This window comes from Nostoc sp. ChiQUE02 (assembly GCF_034531305.2).
Taxonomy (GTDB): domain Bacteria; phylum Cyanobacteriota; class Cyanobacteriia; order Cyanobacteriales; family Nostocaceae; genus Nostoc.
In genome coordinates this window covers 220,567-242,635 of sequence record NZ_JAVRBN020000004.1, presented here as the reverse complement: position 1 = coordinate 242,635, position 22,069 = coordinate 220,567, and the positions used below count along the sequence as shown (strand labels likewise).

23 protein-coding genes are annotated in these 22,069 nt (G+C 40.2%); 3 read left to right on the top strand and 20 right to left on the bottom strand.

The annotated features are described in order from the left end of the window. Nucleotides 1-28: 28 nt before the first annotated feature. The 8 genes from RM347_RS06185 to fdxB form a co-directional block, all read right to left on the bottom strand. Nucleotides 29-499 carry an ArsC/Spx/MgsR family protein gene (locus tag RM347_RS06185; protein WP_322717482.1) on the bottom strand — a complete coding sequence of 157 codons (471 nt, stop codon included), beginning with the start codon at nt 497-499 and terminating at the stop codon, nt 29-31. Nucleotides 500-555: 56 nt separating this feature from the next. After that, a complete protein-coding gene (locus RM347_RS06180) occupies nt 556-1,167 on the bottom strand; it encodes a cupin (RefSeq protein WP_322717481.1) in 612 nt (203 codons plus the stop codon). 5 nt (nt 1,168-1,172) lie between these two features. Beyond that, nucleotides 1,173-1,334 (bottom strand): hypothetical protein, encoded by a 162-nt coding sequence (locus RM347_RS06175; RefSeq protein ID WP_322717480.1) that lies wholly within the window; start codon nt 1,332-1,334, stop codon nt 1,173-1,175. Between the two features lie 32 nt (nt 1,335-1,366). After that, a complete protein-coding gene (locus RM347_RS06170) occupies nt 1,367-1,852 on the bottom strand; it encodes a hypothetical protein (protein ID WP_322717479.1) in 486 nt (161 codons plus the stop codon). A gap of 114 nt (nt 1,853-1,966) precedes the next feature. Further along, nucleotides 1,967-2,566 (bottom strand): cytochrome c oxidase subunit 3, encoded by a 600-nt coding sequence (locus RM347_RS06165; RefSeq protein WP_322717478.1) that lies wholly within the window; start codon nt 2,564-2,566, stop codon nt 1,967-1,969. A gap of 252 nt (nt 2,567-2,818) precedes the next feature. Then, a complete protein-coding gene (gene ctaD / locus RM347_RS06160) occupies nt 2,819-4,510 on the bottom strand; it encodes a cytochrome c oxidase subunit I (RefSeq protein WP_322717477.1) in 1,692 nt (563 codons plus the stop codon). Nucleotides 4,511-4,685: 175 nt separating this feature from the next. Further along, on the bottom strand, nt 4,686-5,675 hold the full coding sequence (locus RM347_RS06155; protein ID WP_322717476.1) for a cytochrome c oxidase subunit II: 990 nt from the start codon (nt 5,673-5,675) through the stop codon (nt 4,686-4,688). A 506-nt stretch (nt 5,676-6,181) separates the two neighbouring features. Further along, nucleotides 6,182-6,475, bottom strand: coding sequence for a ferredoxin III, nif-specific (gene fdxB, locus RM347_RS06150; RefSeq protein ID WP_190730863.1), 294 nt, complete (start codon nt 6,473-6,475; stop codon nt 6,182-6,184). Nucleotides 6,476-7,595: 1,120 nt separating this feature from the next. Here fdxB and RM347_RS06145 point away from each other — a divergent pair. Continuing rightward, a complete protein-coding gene (locus RM347_RS06145; protein ID WP_322717563.1) occupies nt 7,596-9,185 on the top strand; it encodes a helix-turn-helix domain-containing protein in 1,590 nt (529 codons plus the stop codon). Nucleotides 9,186-9,427: 242 nt separating this feature from the next. Here RM347_RS06145 and RM347_RS06140 read toward each other — a convergent pair whose 3' ends face one another. Next, nucleotides 9,428-10,405 (bottom strand): sucrase ferredoxin, encoded by a 978-nt coding sequence (locus RM347_RS06140; protein WP_322717475.1) that lies wholly within the window; start codon nt 10,403-10,405, stop codon nt 9,428-9,430. A gap of 1,140 nt (nt 10,406-11,545) precedes the next feature. Here RM347_RS06140 and RM347_RS06135 point away from each other — a divergent pair. Beyond that, nucleotides 11,546-12,298, top strand: a complete 753-nt coding sequence (locus tag RM347_RS06135; RefSeq protein WP_322717562.1) for a Mut7-C RNAse domain-containing protein — start codon at nt 11,546-11,548, stop codon at nt 12,296-12,298. Between the two features lie 18 nt (nt 12,299-12,316). Here RM347_RS06135 and RM347_RS06130 read toward each other — a convergent pair whose 3' ends face one another. Further along, nucleotides 12,317-12,538 carry a hypothetical protein gene (locus RM347_RS06130; protein ID WP_322717474.1) on the bottom strand — a complete coding sequence of 74 codons (222 nt, stop codon included), beginning with the start codon at nt 12,536-12,538 and terminating at the stop codon, nt 12,317-12,319. 111 nt (nt 12,539-12,649) lie between these two features. Here RM347_RS06130 and RM347_RS06125 point away from each other — a divergent pair, with 111 nt between their 5' ends. Then, nucleotides 12,650-13,612 (top strand): ROK family protein, encoded by a 963-nt coding sequence (locus RM347_RS06125; RefSeq protein ID WP_322717473.1) that lies wholly within the window; start codon nt 12,650-12,652, stop codon nt 13,610-13,612. A 93-nt stretch (nt 13,613-13,705) separates the two neighbouring features. On the opposite strand, the gene RM347_RS06120 is transcribed toward RM347_RS06125, so the two are convergent. From RM347_RS06120 to RM347_RS06075, 10 genes are all read right to left on the bottom strand, one after another. Then, complete coding sequence (locus RM347_RS06120; RefSeq protein ID WP_322717472.1) at nt 13,706-14,230, bottom strand: HEPN domain-containing protein; 525 nt, start codon at nt 14,228-14,230, stop codon at nt 13,706-13,708. Nucleotides 14,231-14,236: 6 nt separating this feature from the next. Then, the gene (locus tag RM347_RS06115) at nt 14,237-15,430 is read right to left on the bottom strand and encodes a DUF262 domain-containing protein (protein WP_322717471.1); all 1,194 of its coding nucleotides are present in this window, start codon (nt 15,428-15,430) and stop codon (nt 14,237-14,239) included. 293 nt (nt 15,431-15,723) lie between these two features. Next, the gene (proB, locus tag RM347_RS06110) at nt 15,724-16,833 is read right to left on the bottom strand and encodes a glutamate 5-kinase (RefSeq protein WP_322717470.1); all 1,110 of its coding nucleotides are present in this window, start codon (nt 16,831-16,833) and stop codon (nt 15,724-15,726) included. Between the two features lie 278 nt (nt 16,834-17,111). Then, nucleotides 17,112-17,651: a YqeG family HAD IIIA-type phosphatase gene (locus tag RM347_RS06105; RefSeq protein WP_322717561.1), complete on the bottom strand. Its 540-nt coding sequence runs from the start codon at nt 17,649-17,651 to the stop codon at nt 17,112-17,114. 54 nt (nt 17,652-17,705) lie between these two features. Continuing rightward, nucleotides 17,706-18,332, bottom strand: coding sequence for a hypothetical protein (locus RM347_RS06100; RefSeq protein ID WP_322717469.1), 627 nt, complete (start codon nt 18,330-18,332; stop codon nt 17,706-17,708). Between the two features lie 224 nt (nt 18,333-18,556). Beyond that, nucleotides 18,557-19,129, bottom strand: coding sequence for a DUF3727 domain-containing protein (locus RM347_RS06095; RefSeq protein ID WP_322717468.1), 573 nt, complete (start codon nt 19,127-19,129; stop codon nt 18,557-18,559). Nucleotides 19,130-19,270: 141 nt separating this feature from the next. Continuing rightward, complete coding sequence (gene ruvX, locus RM347_RS06090) at nt 19,271-19,768, bottom strand: Holliday junction resolvase RuvX (protein WP_322717467.1); 498 nt, start codon at nt 19,766-19,768, stop codon at nt 19,271-19,273. Continuing rightward, nucleotides 19,749-20,987, bottom strand: coding sequence for a GNAT family N-acetyltransferase (locus tag RM347_RS06085; protein WP_322717466.1), 1,239 nt, complete (start codon nt 20,985-20,987; stop codon nt 19,749-19,751). Before RM347_RS06085 ends, ruvX begins: the two co-directional genes overlap by 20 nt. A 224-nt stretch (nt 20,988-21,211) precedes the next feature. Further along, nucleotides 21,212-21,418: a hypothetical protein gene (locus RM347_RS06080; RefSeq protein WP_273769525.1), complete on the bottom strand. Its 207-nt coding sequence runs from the start codon at nt 21,416-21,418 to the stop codon at nt 21,212-21,214. A gap of 144 nt (nt 21,419-21,562) precedes the next feature. Continuing rightward, entirely contained in the window at nt 21,563-22,054 is a 492-nt protein-coding gene (locus RM347_RS06075; protein WP_322717465.1) for a hypothetical protein, read from the bottom strand. Nucleotides 22,055-22,069: the final 15 nt, after the last annotated feature.

Below are 22,069 nucleotides of genomic sequence, written 5' to 3'. Positions count from 1 at the left end.
CAGATTACATCACTGCAAAAATCCTGTACTAATGTTTACATTTGCCTTGCTTTTGGTGTTCATGGCTATGATCGTGACCGTGGGAGCAGCCTTGCAAATCTTGCTTCAAAAGCTTGTCGCTGATTTCTTGCAACGATTCATCCACAGCTTGTAAGCCAATCCAAGTATCAATCTTTTGTACATCAAATCCTACCTCACGGCGATCGCCTACTTCTAACAAAGGACGGCGAATTAACAGTGGTTCTTTCAGCATCAGCGCCAAAGCGGTTTGGGCATCGATTTTTTCAGGAACCACCTCACCAGATTTTATCTTGGGGGCGGAAAGATTAAACCATTCGGCTACGGGGCGATCGCCAAAAAATGAGCGTAACCGTTCAGCTGTCCAAGGTTCTGTTAGCAGGTTCTGTGGTATCACCTCATGACCAGCAGCTGTTAGCAAAACTTTTTGCTTAACACCACCTTTACAGCCTGGTTTGCTATAGAAAATTACCTTTGCCATTCAACTATCTCCTAATTACTCTTTAGCGCTAAAGCACCAACTACGAACCGATGAAATTAAAAATTCCTAGCTTTATGGCTAACTAAGTCAAACTCAAACCTCTCATTCGGATCAGTTTCGCCATAAATATTAAAAGTCACAGTTGGTTCATCACCCACTGCTTCTACACTGTGAATTGCATCGGGAGTAAAGCTAATAATGTCTCCTGGGAAGAGAGTTACCTCTCCCGTTGCTTCAATTTTGTCCTCAAATTCTGGGCTATTGGTGCGTCGCCAAAAATTATTTGTTTCCTGGCCTTTTAGCACCGCCACGATTCCCCACGTTCCATGATTATGAATGTTTGATCGGGTTCCCGGTGCAAATGTTACTGTTTGCACCGTCAACGGAAATCCCAATTCATCATATAGGAGTAAAACAGAGTTTCCCGTTTTGGGTGAAGGCTCTAAATGTTGACTTTGCACCCAGTAGGAATTTACAATCAAGCGCCTTACAAGCATCCGAATTTCTGGCAGACAATTGGTTTCATTGTCACTGCCATTGAGAACATCTTCCACCTCAGTTAAAAACCGATAAAGGCGGTAATTTTCTCTCAATAAATCCCAGGATCTTACAGATTTACAGGCTTGATGCTGACCGTCCCCTGTTAGCAGCCAATCCCTACCTTTCATAACTTTTAAATTGATAGCGGGGAAGATTGGATCACAATGATCGGTGAGACATTAGGAATATTACCTACAGGAGCTTTAGTAGGTATGGTAATCACAGGGAAGATAGAGTTACTATCAGTAGCTGCTCCTAATAGAGAATAGGATTTAGTAGATAACCAATTGTTCATGATTTTCACCTTGACTTTTCATTGCTGACTAATTAATCGTCTTCTTCTACTGGACGTGTCAAAATATCCAGCAGAATCCCAGAACCAAAATCATTCTTTTCGTCTATCTGTTTGACTCTGGTGCTGATTTCTTTTGCTTGCTCAATTTCTCCTAACTTTGCTAGTACTAATCCAGAAGCAGCATAAGCATTTAAGTACAATCGAATTTGTGGGTCTTCTTTGCGATTGACTAATATAGGCTGAAGTTGCTCCCAGTCATCAGGTAATTTTTCTAGTTCTTTAATTTTATCTAATAATTTGACTGTTGTTTGTAGTGCAAGAGAATAATTATTTTTATAATAGAAAAATCTATATGCTGCTACCAAGACATCTGTATTTTCATCAGTCTGGGCTAAAGCTTGTTTAATATATTTTTCTGACTCTGATGTATTTTCCCAGTTTTGTGCAGCTAAAATTAATAGGTTTTTGATGTCCTCTGGAACCTGGAACCATGAGAATTTCTTTGTATTAGCTTGCATAATAAAGTCCTGGAGAGTTAGGAGTTAGGAGTTGTGAGTTAGAAGTTGTGTATTACGAGTTAGAAATTATAAATTCTTAACTCTTCACTTCTCACTCCTCACTCCTAACTTTTGTTAAAACAAAGTGAGAACGTACACTAAGGTGAAGAGAACAATCCAAATAATGTCTACGAAATGCCAGTAAATTTCTGCCATTTCGATGAAAGTATGATTGGTTGCAGAATATTCGCCGGGAAGACGCGATCGCCACAATACACGTAATATCAATAACAGTCCCACAAAAACGTGCAAACCGTGGAACCCAGTCATGATATAAAAGCAGTTGGCGAAGACGTTGGTAGTCAGACCATATCCTAAAGTCGAGTACTCATAAACCTGACCACCCAAAAAAATCGCCCCCATGATTGCAGTAATTGCATACCACAGTTGCATTCCCTTGACGTTATTCTTTTTAATCGCCGTATCACCGAAGTGAATGACGAAACTACTAGACACCAGAATAATGGTGTTAATCGTTGGTACAAGTAGTTCTACTTCACTTCCTTCTGGAGGCCAAACTGCTGTAGTACCTCGGAAAAACAAATAAGTAGCAAAAAATCCCCCAAACATCAGGGATTCAGAAGCGAGGAACGTTAACAGTCCCCAAACTCTTAAATCTGGATGTTCTTCGTGTCCTGCACTGTGAGCTTCGCTTGTGGTTGTGGCTATAGTCATAGATTTTTTGACAATATTATCCGCTGCGTCTGTTGTGGAAGCTTGAATGAAGAATGAAATCTGAAATCTGAAGCGGCAAAATTTTCATTCTTCATCCAAAATCCTTGTTTAACTCAACTCTTCACTTGTTCAGGAATTCTCAAAATTCCGAGTTTCGAGTTCCAAGCTCGGAGTTGCGAGTTCCAAGCCCGGAGTTTCAAGTTCTCAAATCAAATGGCTAGAAATTGCAGTCACCTTGACAGCGATCGCAAACTAAGCGCTAGCTTCCGGCGTTGCAGATGGCTGTACTTCAGTACTATGACCATGACCGTAGTCATAAGGGCCATGAGTGACAACCGGCAACACTTCCCAATTTTCAATTGCGGGTGGTGAGCTAGTCGTCCATTCTAAAGTCAAAGCTTGCCAAGGATTATCACCAGCCAAGGGCCCTTTCAGCCAACTGTAGATCATGTTGATCGTGAAAGGAATTACTGATATCGCCAAAACAAATGAACCAAAGGTACAAATTTGATTAAGGTCGATAAATTGGGGGTCATACATTGCTACTCGTCGGGGCATTCCTTTCAAACCCAACTCGTGCATGGGTAAAAAGGTCAGATTAGTGCCGATGAAGGTAAGAGCAAAGTGAATGCGTCCCAAGGTTTCATTCAGCATTCGTCCGGTCATTTTGGGGAACCAGTGATAAATACCGGCGTAGATGCCAAACACGGAACCACCAAACAGAACGTAATGGAAATGTCCGACAACATAATATGTGTCATGGACGTGAACATCAAAGGGGGCTGTTCCCATTGTCACACCGCTTAAACCGCCCATGACAAACATGGACAACAAGCCAATGGCGAAAAGCATCGCACCTGTGAAGCGGATTTTACCACCCCAAAGGGTAGCAACCCAGGCAAAAATCTTCACGCCAGTAGGAACTGCAACAATGAGAGTAGAGATGGTGAAGAACATCCGCATCCAACCGGGTGTACCACTGGTAAACATGTGGTGTACCCAGACGAACAAACCCACAACGCAGATGGCTACACTAGAATAAGCGATCGCTTTATAACCAAAGATTGGCTTGCGGGAGTGAACTGGAATTACCTCCGACATGATGCCGAAGATCGGCAGAATCATTAAATATACTGCCGGGTGGGAATAAAACCAGAACAAGTGTTGATAAATTACAACGTTACCGCCTGCATCTGGTTTAAAGAAGGAGGTGCCAAAGTTGAGGTCAAACAACAGCAGAATTAAACCGGCTGCTAATACAGGTGTGGAGAGAAGTGCTAGCAGGGAGGTTGCCAAGATTGCCCAGCAAAACAGGGGTACTTGATCCCATTTCATGCTGGGAACCTTCATCATCAAAATGGTGATCACAAAGTTCAGCGAACCCAAAATTGAGGAAGTTCCCACTAAGACGATCGCAAGTATCCACATAGTTTGAGCGATTGGTGCTGTCACCAAGCTCAAGGGTGGATAAGCTGTCCAACCAGATTGCGAACCGCCAAAAATGAAACTACCTAATATGAGCGCACCTGCTGGTGGATTTAACCAAAAGGCGATCGCATTCAGCTTCGGGAAAGCCATATCCCTAGCACCAACCATCAACGGCACCAAATAATTACCAAATCCCCCAATGGCGCTAGGGACAATCCACAGGAAGATCATAATCGTCCCGTGATTGGTCATGAAAGCGTTATACAGATTGGGGTCAAGTACGTCTGCATCTGGTGTTGCTAATTCGACACGGATAGCAACAGCCATCAGTCCGCCGATGAGATAGAACACAAACGCCGTTACCAGGTATTGGATACCAATAACCTTGTGGTCAACATTAAATGTAAAATAGTCCTGCCATTTCCACGCCTTCGGATGGGAGGTATGGCCAAGCACCAGAGTTTCCGGTTTATTTTCTTCTGGTGGAGTATTCCGTGGAAATTCTACCTGTGTCATATTTTTGTCCTTTGTCGTTTGTCATTTGTCCGTTGTCATTTGTCCGTTGTCGTTTGTCGTTTGTCATTTGTCTGTTGTCATTTGTCCGTTGTCATTTGTCCGTTACGAATAACTAATGACCAATGACTAATGATTAATGACTAATGACCAATGACTAATGACCAATGACTAATGACTAATGACCAATGACTACTGACTCTAGAGTTGCTGCACTAATTCCCATATCATGGGTGTGGGGTGCGAGAAACTCTGATGTTGATAAGTCGGCTGGATTAACTGCAACGACTTGATTTAGATTTTCCTTTTGAGCAATCTGGTTTTCTGTCCGCCAGCTATCATACTCTTCCGGTGTGTGGACAATTACCTGTGTCCGCATTGAACCGTGATAACCACCACACAACTCAGCACAAACTACGGGATATGTACCTGGTTTAGTGGCAACGAATCGTAGTTCAGTTGGAATACCGGGAAGTGCATCTTGTTTCAAGCGGAAGTTTGGCACCCAGAATGAGTGAATTACATCTTGTGCTGAAAGGTTGAGTTGCACATCAGCACCGACGGGAATGTGCAATTCTCCAGAGGTAATGCCACTATCAGGGTAATTAAATATCCAGGCGTACTGTATCCCTTTGACATCAACAACTAAGTCGGCTGGTTTCCCTAGAGTTTGAGGAGACGCGCCAATCCCAATTGTTGGGGCAATTGTTGGAGCAACTGTTGCTTCAGAGGTATCGCTTAATGTAGCAGCAATCGCGGTTCCCGACTTATGAGCAACATGAACTGCTGAATGAGGATGACCCGCAGGCTCAAAACCACCCATTTGGTTAAAAACATCTACACTGTAGATGCCTAAACAGAGGACAATCACTGTAGGAATTGCTGTCCAAAAGATTTCTAAGGGAACGTTGCCTTCGACTCGCACGCCATCGGTATCGTCACCCCGACGACGACGAAACTGAATCAAAAAAATTACAATTGTTCCTTCTACCACCAAGAAGAGTGCGATCGCAATGGTAAACATGACGTTGAAAAAACCGTCTACCAAAGGCGCTTGTAACGATGCTTGCACCGGCATCAGAGTGTTATTCTGACCAATCCAAATGCTGATTGCTGTAACTACTATCCCAGCAACCAGAGTCCATAGTGAAACAGGAACTTGTTGCATACATGCTACCTGTGTAAACAGTCTTTAAAGGTGTGATTTTCTGGTATTAGGTATTGAGCATTGGACATTGTTAGTTATTCCCCATCCCTCAATCCCTAATTCCTAGTCCCTTTCACAGGGCAGCGTTTTTTTGTTTTCACTTATTAACTTTCTAACGTGCAGCCATAAAAAATGGGGGAAACTTCCAGATTTTTTCCATATCTTTCCCCCAGAAAATTACAAATTATATTTCAACTCCTATGACAAAGTTAGCCCTCTGCTTTCAGAAAAGCTAGTTGTTCCAAGAGGGCACTGTTAGGCCTAATATTGATTAGGCTATATTAGCAGCAAGTTTAAATTTGTTAATAGCTAACATTTTGCGATTTACGGATTTGTTTACTGTGAACTTTTTATTAGTTCCGGTAAATATTTAAGATTCCCCTCAAGTTACCTTGCCTAGCGCATTTGCGCTTTATACAAACAGTGCCTCCTTAAATGAACAACAATTTGGACTAACTCCAAAAACCTTAATTGTTTAACGCAACATGGGTGTAGCAATTCTTGGGGCAAATCCGTGAACATGCTTCACAACCAATACAGTTTTCTGGAGAAGTAACTGCCATTACTTTCCGTTCAATTTCTTCATCATCTTCATCTTCCACAAATTCCCCTTCTTCATTGAGCGCCTTCAAACCTAGCACATTGTACCCGCATACCTTAACGCATCTGCCACAGCCGATACATTTATCCTTGTCAATTTCCTGAGCAAATTTTGGTGTCCAAGCCTTACCGCCAAATGTCAAACCTGTTAGCTGTGCCATGAATAATTCCTCGGCAATTTTGCCTGTCAATCTGTTTATGCATTAATCATCATATTATCCTAATCTTTTCTTTTTTTGTATTCAAAACTTACTTTTATATCATCAGAATTCGATGACTTTGAACACAATGAAAAAGCATTTAATATTTCAATATACAGATGAAAATCATTGCCAATAATTATGATAAGTCTTTAGTGTCTATAGCGGTTTTTTATTGCATCTAAGACTTTCGTAGGAGCATATAGCTGTGCATTTTCCTCATTCTATGCAAAGCATGGGAATGCATTCATTGAGTCTCTGACTCAATGCCTGACTAAAGGCAGCAGACCGTAATCAGCCATTTCCATGCAGAGCATAGGAACGAAAGAAAGGAGAATTCAGAGTTTTAAACCCACAGAGGTGGGTCAAGCCTTGTGTAGATGCGGTTTATAATCACCGATTTAACTATATTTATAAGAGTGTTGATATTCTTTATCAAATATATTTATGTTTAGGCAAATAAATCTAGATAATCAGTATACATATATACAGTTTTAGATGTTCATCAGTTACATTTTCATATATGCAATATGTATTTTATCAAGCAATAATTTTCACTTTAGCTTTGATTAAAATATTTAAATAAATAGTATTAAAAGGAATATTATTATTTCATGTGAAGAAACAGCATTAATTTATGAAGGAACTGTAAATTTGATGGCAGAAACTTACCATACAATAAATATTAAAATTATTAATAAATCAGATCAGAGCCAATTGCAATAGGCATAAACATTTCCTAAAAACACTTAGGGCAAAGTTTTATGGTCAAAGGTAAAATGTTCATTGAGTAGCTAATTAAATAAATGTTAAGATTTTTTTCTAAGCTCAGTACGAACAAATTAATCATTTTTTATATGAAATGTATAGTTAATAAACAAGTTTGATTAGGCTCGCTTTAAAAGCCTTAAATAGCTTCCAATTGGATGCAAAGTCAAAATAAGGATGTGGGGAGTGAGTGTGGTGAGAAAAGATTATTCTCGCCAGAAAAATAATGTGGTAGCGAGTCATGAATAAACAGGACTCATCCAGGGGAGACCTGAGCCAGACATCTCAACGATTAGAGTGGGAAGAGAGCCATATGCCTTATACAATTCCTAACAACAGTTGCGTTGGATGTGACAACTGCCGCCCCCAATGTCCTACGGGTGCAATCAGAATAGAGGACAATGAATACTGGGTTGATCCTGGTCTTTGTAATAATTGTGAGGGCTATTATTCGGAACCACAATGTGTAATAGCTTGTCCAACTAATTCTCCTATTCCCTGGCAGGCGAAAAAGGGGAGATGCAAAGTTGAACCGAGGGATGCTACCAGCTTAGACTTGTTTTCTAACGGCAAGAATAATCCATTTGCTTCAGCGATCGCTATCTGGGAAGCTTGTAATGTATTAGCGCAACGAACATCCCTACATTGGGAAAATGATGAAGAAGGCTACATAAGTTACAGCCGACAAGTCAACCAAGGTCGAGGAGCGATCGCTTTTCACATCCAAGATCCATTCAAAGTTAACGACAAAGCCACAGATTTAGCCGCAATTGAAGGGCTTGACATCAGAGCCGCTTGCATACATCTGATTTTTGCAGCTTATGCCACAGCTTTAGATCAACCTTGGGAGCAAGAATTTGCGATCGATGAGCGACAAATCGAGAAATATTTGGGGATGGAAAAACGCAAAGACTTAAGCAAAGCTGCCAAGCTGGCTTTAATGAAAAATATTGTCCAGCAAGCTTGCTCCCTGATTATCTCCATTGACTGGCCCCAACAAGGTCGAATTGACGGATTCTCTGTTACAGGCAGCCGCCTATGGCACTTAGTAGACATTCAGCACCACTTTCAAGAAGATAATCTCGGATGCAAATATCTTATTGGGCTAACTTTTAAAGTCAGAGCAGGCTTATGGGCACAATATTTCTTAAACAAACAAGCATGTAAAGAGCGAACGGCATTCTATCAATACGGTAGTCTCCCGAAAACGCTGTTAACCACAGTCATGAGCATTTGGCAGCAACATGAAGGCGCAGTCCGACTAATGTTGTGGTTGCTGTTTAAAACCAAAATGGGCAAAGAACAACGCATTACCATTCCTACCTTGCTGCGTATTGCTTACGGTGAGGAAAAAGTCGCCCTTGCATCTAGACAACGGGAAGAACGCAAACGTCTGTTGCGAACTTTTGAAAGCGATTTGGAAATTCTCAATCACTATGGAATGAAACCGCTTTTCGACCCAGTTACCTACCCACCAGAAATTCAACCTTTATGGGCGAAGTTAGTTGATCTTCCCGAAGACCCAGATGAAGCATTGGAATTTTGGACTAATGACGGTGGTGCTGAAACTCGCCTCACAGACACAGGCCCCCGTGGTAAGTGGAATCTGCTAATGAATGCGCGGATTTTGGCTTTTGAACTCCCACCAGAATGGGAACAGCAAATCTCAGAATCGGAAAAAAAGAGAACAAGAACTGCTAAAGCTAAAAGGAAGCCCAAAACTACAAGCGATTTGCTGGGTGAACAGATTTTGCAGGCGCGAAAAAATTTGAATCTCTCCCAAAGAGAGTTAGCAAAGCTCACAGGTAAAAGCCAAAGCTGGATTCGAGATATCGAAAATGGTCGTTTAAAAGCCAAGTTAGAAGACCAAGTATTGTTACGGAAAGTCTTAAATATGGCTTAATCTCGATTTGGGATTTGGAATTTAAACGCAGAGGGGCGCAGAGATTTTGTTACAAATTTGTGCAGCGTTATACTAAATACAGCATTTAATTAATTCGTAGCGAACTAAATTCAGTAAGATTCTGCATTCTTACCCTGCGGGAAGGCGTTCGCGTAGCGTCTCGTAGAGAAGCGCCTATGCGTTTACCTTCTCTGCGAGACGCTTTGCGAATGCGTCCCTCTGCGTTTAAAACCGTTACACTTCTATGTACTATAACTCATTACCTTACTAGAGGTAATCCAGAGACTCGCTACAGCATATTTAGTAACTACCAACTCTTGTATAGCATTGCATGAACTCTTCAGTTGTTGAGTCTTGGTTTCATCTTTAACGAGTTTGGCCTGGTAAGTGTAGAGAGAACCAGAAGGCTTTTCAAAACTTAGTTCAGCTAGGATAGTATTATTATCTAAACTTTGCTCCAAAATTTTGCCTGCAACTTTGTAATTAAACCAATCCCATCCGTTGCAGAGGATTAATTCTCTTTCCAAAATCTGAAGTGCAGCAGGCAGAATTCCCCAGCCTCGATAGACTTTATGTAAGCATTGAATATCACCAGTACGAGTCAAAATCGATCTAAATGAATCTTGATCGAGACGACCATAGTATCTTCCTTCTGGCAAGTCTATGACTGTTGGTGCAAATCGATGTCCACCAAAGTGGGATGATTTCCAAATTCGCACATTATCCAAACACAAATTAGCTTTATTCGCTGTAACATTGAAGTAAAAGGGAGCGCCATATCTAGCACAGCACTTATCATGGCTACCGTGGGTACAAACTAAAATATCTTTAGTTAAACTGGTTTCTACCTCAGAATTAGAACTGATACCCCATAACCATTTTTGGACAACTGCTGCTACTTGCTCAATATTTGCTAGCTTAAACTCTTGTTTATGGTATCCATTACTTAGCCCCTCTTTTTTTTGATAAATCAAAAGCGTAGTGTGGTTTACTTTATGTGATACATCATTAGCAATTAAGAGGAATCTAATCGGTAGTTTAGCACGCTTCACTTCCTCTACCAAAATCCTCAAATTCTGGGGCACCCATTTAGAATTAAAGGGTTCTGATGTCCAAGGTAAAGGACACTCAACTAAAATATAAGTTTGATAATTGGTGGCGCTACCAATAATATCTTCTCCCGCTTGCAGTGAATCGTCAGAACAAAAAAAAGTATTCATCTCGCTGTACTCATTAGCGTATTTTCTGGACAAAAGGTATTACAAAATACAATTGTGTTCTTAACTACAATATCCTTGGCTAAAGGAAATAAAAAAGAACAATATTCATTTCCCAGTTAAAACTAGGTAGCCACTTTATAACATCATTCTTGATCAAGGTCTTTCCGGTTAATAAATTCTCCACAATAAAGATAAACAGTGTCAAGATAGATTTTTCCGTATGAACGGCGTTAATTTTGTATTTAGTTTTATTGTTATTTGGTATTTCATAAATTTTAACTTGCAGAAACTCGGCTTTTCTGAACTTGTTTTCTTTCCAAAATCAAATATGTTCAATATTGTGCGTAGATGCATTTGCGGAGCGTCTCCTAAAGAAGCAGCTTGTTCTCAGACTTGCTTCAACTTGCTGACAATATTTATGTAGCTGATATTACAATCAAAAATATTGCTAACAGCAACATAGTTATTTAAAGTTTTGCTGAAATTATCTACATAGCTAGTTACAGTTCCTGTTTTTAGATATAAGAAGATAATTTTGTGCTGTTATTGTGAGGAATGTATTTCTAAAGATAGATGCGGAAACACTTGAGAAACAGATAATCGCTCTATAAGCCAATACTGTTTTAAAACTTTTCCCCCACTATCTGCTTTTAAGGTATTAATCCATCTATACATATTGCAATTAATTCTCAATTAGCTTAGAAAAAATAAAAACAATTAAATCAGGGGTACATACTTTAGTGCCCTGTACTTCATGCGCGAGAAGTTAACGATCAAAACTAGTGACTAATTATTAGCAGGGTCACTGATATTAACATTAACAAACCTGTTATTTTTTACCCTTTTACCTAATCTAACTTACTGAAGCTTATGTCAGGGTTTGATTATATGCATCTGCCTTGACTGTAACTGAACTCAATAATAAATGCAAGTATTTGAGAATCTTTATAATTTCACGATCGTTTCTCGCCTCTAGAAGGTTGGTTAAATCAAGGTTAATGGGCATTTTATAGTGGAGATAGCTGACTTGAACAAGTGTTGATTCTTTCAATACAATAGATAAAGTTTTGCAATTGTGACAAATTGTTTCCAGTAGGAGCATACAACTGTGTACCCCTGCTAATCCAAATATCTGTGGCTATGGCGATCGCATATTTCTACTTTCATGCAGAATTGAATCATTTTTTACCACGGCATCATAAGCAGGTGAGAATCTCACATTTTTTTGAAGAGAAAGCCTCAATTAAGGACATGATTGAGTCGTTGGGTGTCCCTCATCCAGAAGTTGATTTTATAGAAGTCAATGGTGAATATGTAAATTTTTCTTACATAGTTTCGGATAAAGATACTATCAATGTTTATCCAATTTCAGCTAGGGGTGTTATTATCCCAAGTGTTTCTGTTCTGCCAAAACCACTCAGTATTATCCGTTTTGTTTTAGATATCCATTTGGGCAAGCTAGCAACATCTCTACGACTTTTAGGTTTTGATAGTTTATACCGCAATGACTATGAGGATGAGAAATTAGCCCAAATATCCTACAGCCAAGCGCGGATTCTCTTGACTCGTGATAAAGGTCTATTGATGCGTAGTTTGGTAACGCATGGGTATTATGTTAGAAACACTAACCCTCAACAACAAACCATAGAAGTACTGGAACGCTTCGACTTGTTTAAATTAATCTCACCATTTAAACGGTGTTTGCGTTGCAATGGATTATTAGAACTTGTAGATAAGCAATCCATCATTGACCAACTGCCAGAAAATGTGCGATCGCAGATTGATCAATTCCAGCGTTGCCAAGACTGCGATCGCATTTATTGGAAAGGTTCACATTATGAACGATTACAACAGTTTATTGATGGAGTACTTAACTCACAAAGAGGTGAGTAACTTAGTAATGGTAATTATTTAACTACCTGAAATATTGGCACTAATTATCTGACTACCCCCGATTCTTGGATCTTCATCTTCGCGATTCAAATCATCAGGAGTGGGGTTTTGTTTACTCTGTCCACTAACTTCTTCTGGTTCAATGGGATCTGTCTCTTGATCCTTCTCGATATCAAGAGAAATAGGAGGTTCTTTGGCGTGAGAAAAATCGATAAGTGGATTGGGTTGATCGGAAGTCATAAGTTACTAAATTATACAGTCTTCTTTAGTGTTGAATTTATTTTGCTTGCCAACATCTTTCTTGAGAAAGAAACCACGTATTGTAATAATTCAAAAGAGGTATAAAAAACTATGACATTAATTTTAGCTCTCGATTTTGGTGGAACTAAGCTGGCGGCAGCATTGGTAAATATCGGTTCTAAAAAGTGGTTGCGTTATGAACGTCGTCTCTCGCCAGCGAATGCAAATGCTAGTACTGACTTAGAAATTATGCGATCGCTTATTTACTCTCTGCTGCAAGACACAAAACCTGCTGCGATCGGTGTCAGCTTTGGCGGCCCTGTAGACGCTTCTACAGGGACAGTGCGACTATCTCATCATGTGGCTGGATGGGAAAATATTCCTCTTAAAGGTTTGTTGGAGAATGAGTTTGGTGTTCCTGTTGGTGTAGACAATGATGCCAATGTTGCTGCTTTGGGTGAACATCGTTTTGGTGCTGGTCAGGGATACGAGAGCCTGTTTTATATAACTGTCAGCACTGGTGTGGGTGGTGGTTGGATACTCAATGGCCAGCCTTGGCGGGGTGCTGGTGGGATGGCTGGCGAAATTGGACATATCGTTGTAGATCCTGCTGGGTCAGTTTGTTTGTGTGGGAAGCGGGGATGTGTGGAACGTTTGGCGTCGGGGCCTTATATGGCGCAAAATGTTAGGGAAATTTTGGAGAACGAACCACCAAGACGCGAAGGAGGAGAGGTTTTGAGGGGTTTGGTGGGGGATAATTTAACATTGTTAACGGGACAGCTGGTAAGTGAGGCGGCGGCAGCTGGTGATGATTTAGCTAAAGAAGTTTTGCATAAGGCTGCTTGGGCGCTGGGTGTGGGTATTGGCAATGTGGCGAACTTGATGAATCCGCAGCGCTTTGTGTTGGGAGGCGGTGTGACGAAGGCGGGGGAGGATTTTTGGCGGGTGGTGCGTCAGGTGGCGCGGGAGACGGCTTTGCCGGAAGTTGATTTTGAAATTGTGTCGGCAGTGTTGGGAGATGATGCGCCATTGTGGGGAGCGGTGAGATTGGCTGAAATCAGGATGGCTGAATAAAGTAGATCATAAAAATCACTGAACACTACTGTAGAAAACTTTTAGCCTGGATATTTATACTTCCTTGATCCAAACTAAATGCGTTGACAAAATTTAGGAATTATCGAAATTATCAGATAGCCATTGCACAAATATCATAGCCTCTTGATATAAGCCATATACTTCTTGGGCAGTCTTATCAATTGTATAGTTTGCAAAGTTCTGATGAACTAGACAATTCCTTATATTGCCTAACTCTAAAAAAGCTTTTATCGCGACATCCAATCTAGGCTCTTTTTTTATTTTTTGTAATAATTGATTTTTAAAGTCATCACCAAATAATCCAAAAAATTTATTTGCATTTTTGGCATCCCATTCAAAATAAGTATGATATTGCCTTTCAATTACTTTCCGTTTAACTAAAGAAGTTATACACTTATCATTACTAGTCTTACGCTCAACAAAAGTCTGAACTATTTTACAAATTTCTTCCTCAAAAAAACTTGCTGATGACAACAAAAGGGATTTTTTAAAAGTTACGTCGAACTGACTAGCAAAAGATATTTCTTTTTGCTGGTTCAGATATTCGAGTAATTCTAAGTTATCTTTATATATGCGATCAACAATAGTGTCTCCCATTTTACCTCAAGATAGTGTTTGCTCGCACAAAATACTCATTGCCCTTTCAAGCCTTTTTTTTACGTTTTCTTTACTTGTTGTCTGAGATTGAATAGCTGTTATAAATTCTGCATCATTTTTTAGCGATTCAAGCTTTTCAGAATTTATCTTTCTTTCTACTAAGCGTTGTTCTTTAAATGCACTGCTGCACTGAGCAAAAAACACAGCCTCAAACATAGATATATTAAATTTCTTCGTTGTCTTTAAATAAAAAGCTTTTTCAGGTAAATTTGAACAGGTTAGTAAGAAAGAGTTGAATAAAATTTCAAGATAATTTATTTGTTCTTTACTCAATTTCTTACATTTTCTGGAAAAGTCATTAAGAAACTTAACCATTGAAGATTGATATCCTTCCCATTCCATCAATATTGCAAATCCTCTCAACAGGGTTTCAATATCTTTCATATTCAAGTCCGGTTCATTCACACCAATAATTTTACGCCACTCTGGAAGAGTATTCAGTTTGTAGAGCATTGTGTAAAAGTCTGAATAGTAAAGACTCATGCGTATTTCTTGAGGCTTTAAATTGACACCGCCAGAATTAAGTCTATTAAATATTTCATATATACATGAATCATCATTTTCAGGAAAGTTTTGCTTAATAAAAACATTTCGAATGGTTCTTAAATCAAATGCAAATTTATATTCAGCAAGTGTAGAATAATTGAGTTTATTTAATTTATTTGGTTGTTGAGGTGTGTTTACAGGTAACTGTAGATTGAAGCTCGTAAAATATTCATCATCATTAAGAACGTTGTCAGGTATTTTACCATTTTGTTCAAAAACTCTCCTCAGAAAATTTCTTTTATCTTTTTTCGGAAATCTTTGCTTTATAAAATAAAAAATTGACATCAGGCGTTGCTGTCCATCTATCACAAGAAAACTATTTCTTGACTCTTCATACAGGAATATTTGTGGAATAGGTAAACCAATAATAATAGATTCAATTAATTTTGAAGCTCGTTTAATATCCCATACATAGTTACGCTGAAAAGCCGGGATCTTAATTGCACCAGATTCCATAAAGTCATACATTGTTCGAGTATTAAAATCATTAGGAGATGTTGTTATCTCATACTCATTTATCGTGTATGATTCCTCTTCTGGGGAGTCATCATAAGATTCAAACCAATTTAACGTAACTTCAGAATTATCCTGCATCTGCTACTTAAATGAATCGGATTAATTAAATTAACTTTATATAGCGTTTCCTAAGCAATTGAAGTACACATAAATCTTTTTTAGCAAGGTTAGTAGCTTTGAAAACATACCTCACTAGATCAGAAACCACTATAAGGTTACTAGCTTACACAAGTAAGCTAAGTATATATAGCTTCAAACTTTTAGTCTAAAAGCATATAAAGTCGTTGACATAAATTATAGTATACACTTATCTTCAGTGTAAATAACCATGTCTGTTTCAATTTTTGCTTCAATTTATTCGCTTGACTTTACTAAGTCAAAACCAAATTATCTCGGTGAATCACGGTTTCCACACCCGCATAACCTAAAATTGTGGAAATTTCCCGCGAATGACAGCCGCGAATCTTTTGCAGTTCATTGCTGTTGTAATTTACAAGTCCTCTAGCAATTTCGTTACCGTTGCTGTCACACAATTGCACTGCCTCTTGTGTGTCAAACTCTCCTTCCACCAGCTTAATTCCAGCTGCTAATAACGATTTTCCCCCTAGAGAAATTGCCGCGATCGCACCTTCATCTAAATACAATTTACCCACAGGCACAAGTCCGTAAGCTATCCAACGTTTTCGCGCCGAAGTTGGTTCAGGTTGCGGTTCAAAATGCGTCCCAATCAGTTCACCTTGGATAATTTTTTCAATATTCCGGGGAAATCGCCCTTGGGTAATTACAGTCCGTACTCCAGCCGCAATGGCAATCCTCGCAGCCGAAATTTTTGTTACCATACCGCCAGTACCCCACTGCGAACCTTGGGAACCTGTTTGTATCTGTAATTCTGTTAATTCTTTAATGCTAGTAACCAAGGCGATCGGCCGGGCATCTGGTACGGAACGGGGATCGGCTGAGTACAGCCTATCGACATCGGTAAGCAAAAATAGCCAATCTGCTTCTACCAAGCTGGCAACCAATGCCGAAAGGGTATCATTATCACCAAATTTTAATTCATCTATTGCTACGGTATCATTTTCATTGATTATGGGAATCACTCCCAGTCCGAATAGTTCTCGAAAGGTGTTGTAGGCATTGAGATAGCGGCTGCGCTGTACTAAGTCGCTGCGAGTCAGTAATACTTGGGCGATCGGCTGTTGTAAAGTATTAAATAAATCATCATATACCCGGATTAACCTACCTTGCCCGACTGCCGCTACCGCTTGTTTTAGAGCGATCGCTTTAGGACGTTCAGTTAAGCCTAACCGCGCACAACCCACCCCCACCGCGCCAGAGGAAACCAAAATTACCCGATGTCCCTGGCGTCTTAAATGGCAGAGTGTTTCCGCCAAGGTAGCGATAGTAGAAAGTGCTAATTGTCCCGTTTCTGGTTGAGTTAGGCTAGAAGTACCGATTTTGACAACAATTGTTTTGGTCATTGATCATTAGTCATTGGTCATTAGTTAATAGTCATTAGTCATTAGTAATTGGTAGGCAAAAAGGCAAAGGACAAAGGACTAATGACAAATGACTAAAGAAATTGTAAAGCGCCAATCCCTCTATAGTGAAGGCTGACGCTTTACGGGTTTATATTTACTTAGTATGAGTTAGGGTCTTTTTTGGCTGACCCCATATTATTAATACTTATGATCCCCGATTTTTGGATTCCAATAAGATTCCTTAATAATTTCTTTAGATTTAGTTTCCTGACGGTTTTTCAACTTTTGTGAATCTTGGTTTTCTTGGGGGTAATAGAGGCTCCCAGAATTTCAGATATCCAAACTTCAAAGTTGCGGACGGGATGAGAGCGGAGAGCCGCATCGGCATGAACAATTGGTTCGACCAAAATAGTAAACATTCCCAGGCGATTACCTGCTAAAACATCGGTAAACAAGCGATCGCCTACCATCCCCACTTGATGCACTGGTAGATCCATTCCCCTAAGTGCTGCCCTAATTTTGCGTCGGGAAGGCTTGGCTGCACCCAAATAGTAAGGCAAGTTAAGCGATCGGGCAATTCCACCAATTCGCGCTTCACTGAGGTTGTTACTCACCAAGCACAATGCAGTACAGATACGGATTTGTTCTACCCATTCTCGCAGTTCTGGGGAAGCCATTCCCACTGTAAAGGGTACTAAAGTTTCATCTACATCCAATACCAGCCCCTTAAGCCCGTATTTTTGGATAATATCTGGTGTTAGGTTCAACACTGAACCTTCTAAAATCAAGTCAGGTTGCAAAAGATTATTCCAGGCCATAGTCAACAGTCACATTTCAATAGCTTCAGACAAATGAGCATAACCTAATACAGTTTAGTTAGTCGAACACCATCCTGGAATATCTCCCTGAACACTTTGAGAGAAAATCCCTAAAATTTTATTTATCTCTTTGATGTAATAATTACTCAAATCAATAAATATATCGTTTTCTTCTAACTTTAAAAACTTCCAGATATCCCCCGTTGTTACCGCACCATAAATTTTCCTAATTTCATTTCCTTCTTGTTGATTAAACAATTGTGCTGCCAACATTGCTGCTGCACATTGACCTAATTCACCTTTAATATTTTTATTTTTGGCTTCAATAATAACCACCACAGGCACATTAATTGTTAGTTGCTCTTGAGAACGACTGATGATAAAGTCACAATAGTCATTCAAACCTTTTTCTACATCTACATTAAAATCTGTTCCCGAAAATAAACTAATTGGATAATTAGCCCTGCGTCTTATCTCCAACAGTATCGGAGTGATAATCATTTCTGAACGAGCTTTTTCAGTATTAATTGCTAAAGCCAGTTCTGTGGTTTCTTCTAAATAATTTTTGAGTTTCTCACTTGTCTGTAAAGGTTCTATGTCAGCACATAAATCAGTTTCCTCATCAATGCGGATGCTGAATGACTTTTTAAATTGACTTAATGTAAAATCGCTATAAGCCATTTTCAGCACCTCATACTAATTTTGGTTTTTGGGTTGAAAACCTCTACCAACTAAAATGCTTTTTTTAGGATTTTAAACAATACTAATCTTCCCAATTTAATGTTAATCTTTCATTCCTTCAACATTTAATGGGATATGGCAAAAGTTTAAGTAGATTGTGTTGAGAATGAAAATTCCCAATTAAAAAATTCAAAATGAAAATTTAACATTTTGAATTTTTAATCTTATTCGACTTCATTAAAAAGATGTTCTTCTAACAGAGGCTGCACTTTGCGAAATTCCTCTGGAGAGAGTAATTCAGGTTCACCTGTTTTTGCTATCCGTGCAAAAAACAACAGGGGATCTAGGGGTGTATAAATTGCATACTCCTGATCTTCATCATAAAAGCTAGCGAGTAGCTGTAATTGCTCAGGCTCTAAATCTGCCTCTTCGTCTTCGATTTCTAAGGTGAAGAGTTCTGATTCTTCAACTGGCGGTAAATCACCTGCAACTGTCAGAGCATAGGCTGTGTTCTTCAATATCAGGTTTTGCTCAGATAGTACAGCTTGGGCAGTGGCAAAAATTTGATCAATGATGGTGTCGTCTTCTACCAGAACTGCTTCTTCTTCCTCACCGTCACCTTCCCAAGAAAAAATTTCTACAGGTGAGTCTACAGGAAGAAGCAAAACGTATTCTTGTCCATCTACTTCGAGGGAATGCTCTATGTAACATTCGAGCGATCGCCCTTTGTCATCGGTCAAAGTGATGGAACCCGCATGAGCGTTATCATTTTCTTCAGGAAATGGAGAGGAAAACATAGCCGAAATGTAGAAATTTAATAAATACCAGCAAGTTTGGAAATCGTTTAACTATTTAATGACATATTATGTCAACAAAATAGCTTTATACATAGATACAACTGCTGGCTAATCGTTTTCAGAATATCATGTTAAAAGGTATCAATACTCAATAGCCGCCACTGAACTGCGGGAGTTGGCACGCTTCACATCCAGCCATTGTTGTAAAATCAAAGCGGCTGCCTTGCGGTCAATCAATCCTTTATGGCGTGACGGGGAGCGGTTCTCAGCGATCAGCAGTTGCTCTGCTTGAAATGAAGTTAATCGCTCATCCACATATTCCACAGGCAGTTTCAGCGCTCTAGCAAGTCTTGTAGTAAATTTCTGAACTTGACGCGCCTGAAATCCTAGTGAGCCATCCATTGAATAAGGCAAGCCCATAACTAGGATTTGCACCTCGCGTTCATTAACTATTTTTCGGATTTGCTCGACATCTTGCTCAAAAGATGTGCGCTCAATTGTGGTGATCCCCGTGGCAATTAAACCCGTGCGATCGCACCCAGCCACGCCAATCCGCTTGCGACCGAAATCTAGTCCCAATGCTGAAATAAACGGTTTTGGTTGCTCTTGGGATATCACACTAATTCTCCTGCTGTGCATCTGCTGATTCAGAAATCGGCGATGCTTCCATGCTAGGGTTTTTTCCGGAAAAGTTAATCGGTTCTGATTTAGTTGGTAGTGGTTTATCTGACGATGGCAGCTTTCCTGGTTGTATCCATGACATTCCACCTGGTATGGGTTTACGTGCCGGTTGTAAACCTTGCAGCATATCAGTCCACTGGATTCCTTCTAAGGAGACGAATTTAGACTCCCGTAGCTTATGCCACACAGAGCGAGACATAACTAATGTATGTTCTATGCGTTTTGCCCCAATTCGCTCCAAATACTCTTCTCGCTCTGCCTGATAGTCTGAGGAGGCTAGTTGTAACCCTTGCTGGGGAAAATCTTGGGCAATACGAGCCAGTTGAGATAGTAATTCTGGATACAGCCAGGTATAAGCAGGATGAACCGTCAGCGTTGCAACGTGGGGGACTTCGCCCTTACGGTCGAGTTGCACCTGAAAATAGCCGATCGCAGCTTTGCGCTGGGGTTCAAATACGTAACCACTCACTACTTCTGTTTTAGTCACCCATTGCTTCACTGCCTCAGTTAAAGCGCCGAATAAACTGGTTTTGAAGTCACGGGTGTTACGGTCAAAAACCTGACGTACTAAAGGTGGCATTGATGCCGTATCTAGTTGATATAACAATTGGGCATCAGCATTGCTCACTGGCAAGAGGTTGGGCAAGTCTGGCTCTGCTTGTGCCAATTCAGCTAGTAATTCTGGCCCAATTTCCCAATATGTCATTTCTGCCAGACGCTGAAATCCATTTTGTCGATATAGTGCTAGCGCCTCTATGTCGTTGATATTAACTTCCAGTAACCAAGTACGAGCTTCCAGAATCGATTCAAAGCAATGACGCAAAAGTTGCGAGCCAATTCCTTGTTTATCGACACCACGCTCCAACAGCACTTGATCGATCCGCCAAGTGCTGCGTGTCCGGTTAAAGGGTGACACTTGAATCATTCCTAGAAGCGTCCGCCCTTGCTCTGCAACATAAGCACAGAGGCGAAACTGTAGCGGGTTAGGAAACCAACTCAAAAATTTGAGTAATCCATACCAGCGACGCAGCCTTTGCATCTGGCTGATGGCAAAACCTGCTCCTTTCGGAGTTAGGGCTGCGAATGACTCTTGAGTTATGCGCTCAATCCCGTCCAGATCCCGGTATTGAACTGGTCGGATAACAACGCTGAGGTTTCGGGGAAGTAATGAAGTCATTTTAATTTCGAGCCGCCATTTAGCCTTAACTAACTGCTCTTCAAAGGAACTGCTGCAATAATATTAACTAGTTTCTGCCCCTTACTATTGCGCCAAAAGGGTGATTTTAGTAACTTAATACTTAAAAAAAGCAGAAAAAGCAGACCTTGTGAGAACACCATTGGCATTGACCCAACAACATCTGCCTTTATTTTATTTGAATTTTGATTAAAATTTGTATATATTTACAGCCCTTGTCGAGAAACTAGCTTTTCAAAGTGGGCTTGGGTTTGATGGAGTAACTGCTGGCGACTATCTACCAGTGTTTGCTTCAGGGTTGGAACAAGATTGCGAGCTTGCAGAGTCATGTGAAGTTGCAGGTTGGCGACATATTCACTGAAATCTTGATTCACTTCATCTGCGCCCGCATCTGTTAATAAATTTGATTCCATTGCCACTGTGTTCTCCTGTGTTAATCCTGTGCTGTCTCTCTTCATGACCAAAAACTATCACGTTGTTTGGACTAACTTCTTAATTTGCAATGAAGTTTAACGCTTCTTAGGGATAGCGATCGCAGTAGAGTTTTTCTCTGCCCATTAAAATCTCAAACCAACACCGCCTTGTACAGAGATAGCTGTACCACCGCTATCACGGTAGGCATCAAAAGCAATGATGGCATTGCCAAAAAGCACAGTATTGCTATTTGGGATCATATAATCAATGCCCGGTTGTAAAGCAAAACTAATTTTGTCGCCCACAGGAGAAGATCCACCACCACCAGCCAACACTAACCCAGCACCCAGGTAGGCATCAGCTTGCCAGTTTAGGGGGAAATCGTAGGAAACTGTTGGCACAATTGCCGTATTATTACCAACTAACACTTGGGCACGCAGTGAAATCGGTGCTTCCAAAAGCTTGTAGCGACCCGCTATCACCCCTCCAATTTGGATCCCATCAGTAAAACCAATAGCGGGGCCTATACCGATATAACTACCATAGGCTACTTGAGCTTGTGCTGGTTTCGTACTCGCCAGACTCAATACCAAGCTAGCCCCCAAAACTGAAACCAAATATGGAATATACTTCATAACCCAACTCCTCAC

What these genes read in the sequence shown, in the direction of transcription:
- RM347_RS06080 (WP_273769525.1), bottom strand. Translation starts at nt 21,418, where the DNA reads ATGGAATCAAATTTATTAACAGATGCGGGCGCAGATGAAGTGAATCAA.
- RM347_RS06120 (WP_322717472.1), bottom strand. Translation starts at nt 14,230, where the DNA reads ATGGGAGACACTATTGTTGATCGCATATATAAAGATAACTTAGAATTA.
- RM347_RS06100 (WP_322717469.1), bottom strand. Translation starts at nt 18,332, where the DNA reads ATGGCTTATAGCGATTTTACATTAAGTCAATTTAAAAAGTCATTCAGC.
- RM347_RS06085 (WP_322717466.1), bottom strand. Translation starts at nt 20,987, where the DNA reads ATGACTTCATTACTTCCCCGAAACCTCAGCGTTGTTATCCGACCAGTT.
- RM347_RS06105 (WP_322717561.1), bottom strand. Translation starts at nt 17,651, where the DNA reads ATGGCCTGGAATAATCTTTTGCAACCTGACTTGATTTTAGAAGGTTCA.
- RM347_RS06135 (WP_322717562.1), top strand. Translation starts at nt 11,546, where the DNA reads ATGGCGATCGCATATTTCTACTTTCATGCAGAATTGAATCATTTTTTA.
- ctaD (WP_322717477.1), bottom strand. Translation starts at nt 4,510, where the DNA reads ATGACACAGGTAGAATTTCCACGGAATACTCCACCAGAAGAAAATAAA.
- fdxB (WP_190730863.1), bottom strand. Translation starts at nt 6,475, where the DNA reads ATGGCACAGCTAACAGGTTTGACATTTGGCGGTAAGGCTTGGACACCA.
- RM347_RS06115 (WP_322717471.1), bottom strand. Translation starts at nt 15,430, where the DNA reads ATGCAGGATAATTCTGAAGTTACGTTAAATTGGTTTGAATCTTATGAT.
- ruvX (WP_322717467.1), bottom strand. Translation starts at nt 19,768, where the DNA reads ATGCACAGCAGGAGAATTAGTGTGATATCCCAAGAGCAACCAAAACCG.
- RM347_RS06165 (WP_322717478.1), bottom strand. Translation starts at nt 2,566, where the DNA reads ATGACTATAGCCACAACCACAAGCGAAGCTCACAGTGCAGGACACGAA.
- RM347_RS06180 (WP_322717481.1), bottom strand. Translation starts at nt 1,167, where the DNA reads ATGAAAGGTAGGGATTGGCTGCTAACAGGGGACGGTCAGCATCAAGCC.
- RM347_RS06095 (WP_322717468.1), bottom strand. Translation starts at nt 19,129, where the DNA reads ATGTTTTCCTCTCCATTTCCTGAAGAAAATGATAACGCTCATGCGGGT.
- proB (WP_322717470.1), bottom strand. Translation starts at nt 16,833, where the DNA reads ATGACCAAAACAATTGTTGTCAAAATCGGTACTTCTAGCCTAACTCAA.
- RM347_RS06175 (WP_322717480.1), bottom strand. Translation starts at nt 1,334, where the DNA reads ATGAACAATTGGTTATCTACTAAATCCTATTCTCTATTAGGAGCAGCT.
- RM347_RS06140 (WP_322717475.1), bottom strand. Translation starts at nt 10,405, where the DNA reads ATGAATACTTTTTTTTGTTCTGACGATTCACTGCAAGCGGGAGAAGAT.
- RM347_RS06125 (WP_322717473.1), top strand. Translation starts at nt 12,650, where the DNA reads ATGACATTAATTTTAGCTCTCGATTTTGGTGGAACTAAGCTGGCGGCA.
- RM347_RS06130 (WP_322717474.1), bottom strand. Translation starts at nt 12,538, where the DNA reads ATGACTTCCGATCAACCCAATCCACTTATCGATTTTTCTCACGCCAAA.
- RM347_RS06075 (WP_322717465.1), bottom strand. Translation starts at nt 22,054, where the DNA reads ATGAAGTATATTCCATATTTGGTTTCAGTTTTGGGGGCTAGCTTGGTA.
- RM347_RS06185 (WP_322717482.1), bottom strand. Translation starts at nt 499, where the DNA reads ATGGCAAAGGTAATTTTCTATAGCAAACCAGGCTGTAAAGGTGGTGTT.
- RM347_RS06170 (WP_322717479.1), bottom strand. Translation starts at nt 1,852, where the DNA reads ATGCAAGCTAATACAAAGAAATTCTCATGGTTCCAGGTTCCAGAGGAC.
- RM347_RS06155 (WP_322717476.1), bottom strand. Translation starts at nt 5,675, where the DNA reads ATGCAACAAGTTCCTGTTTCACTATGGACTCTGGTTGCTGGGATAGTA.
- RM347_RS06145 (WP_322717563.1), top strand. Translation starts at nt 7,596, where the DNA reads ATGCCTTATACAATTCCTAACAACAGTTGCGTTGGATGTGACAACTGC.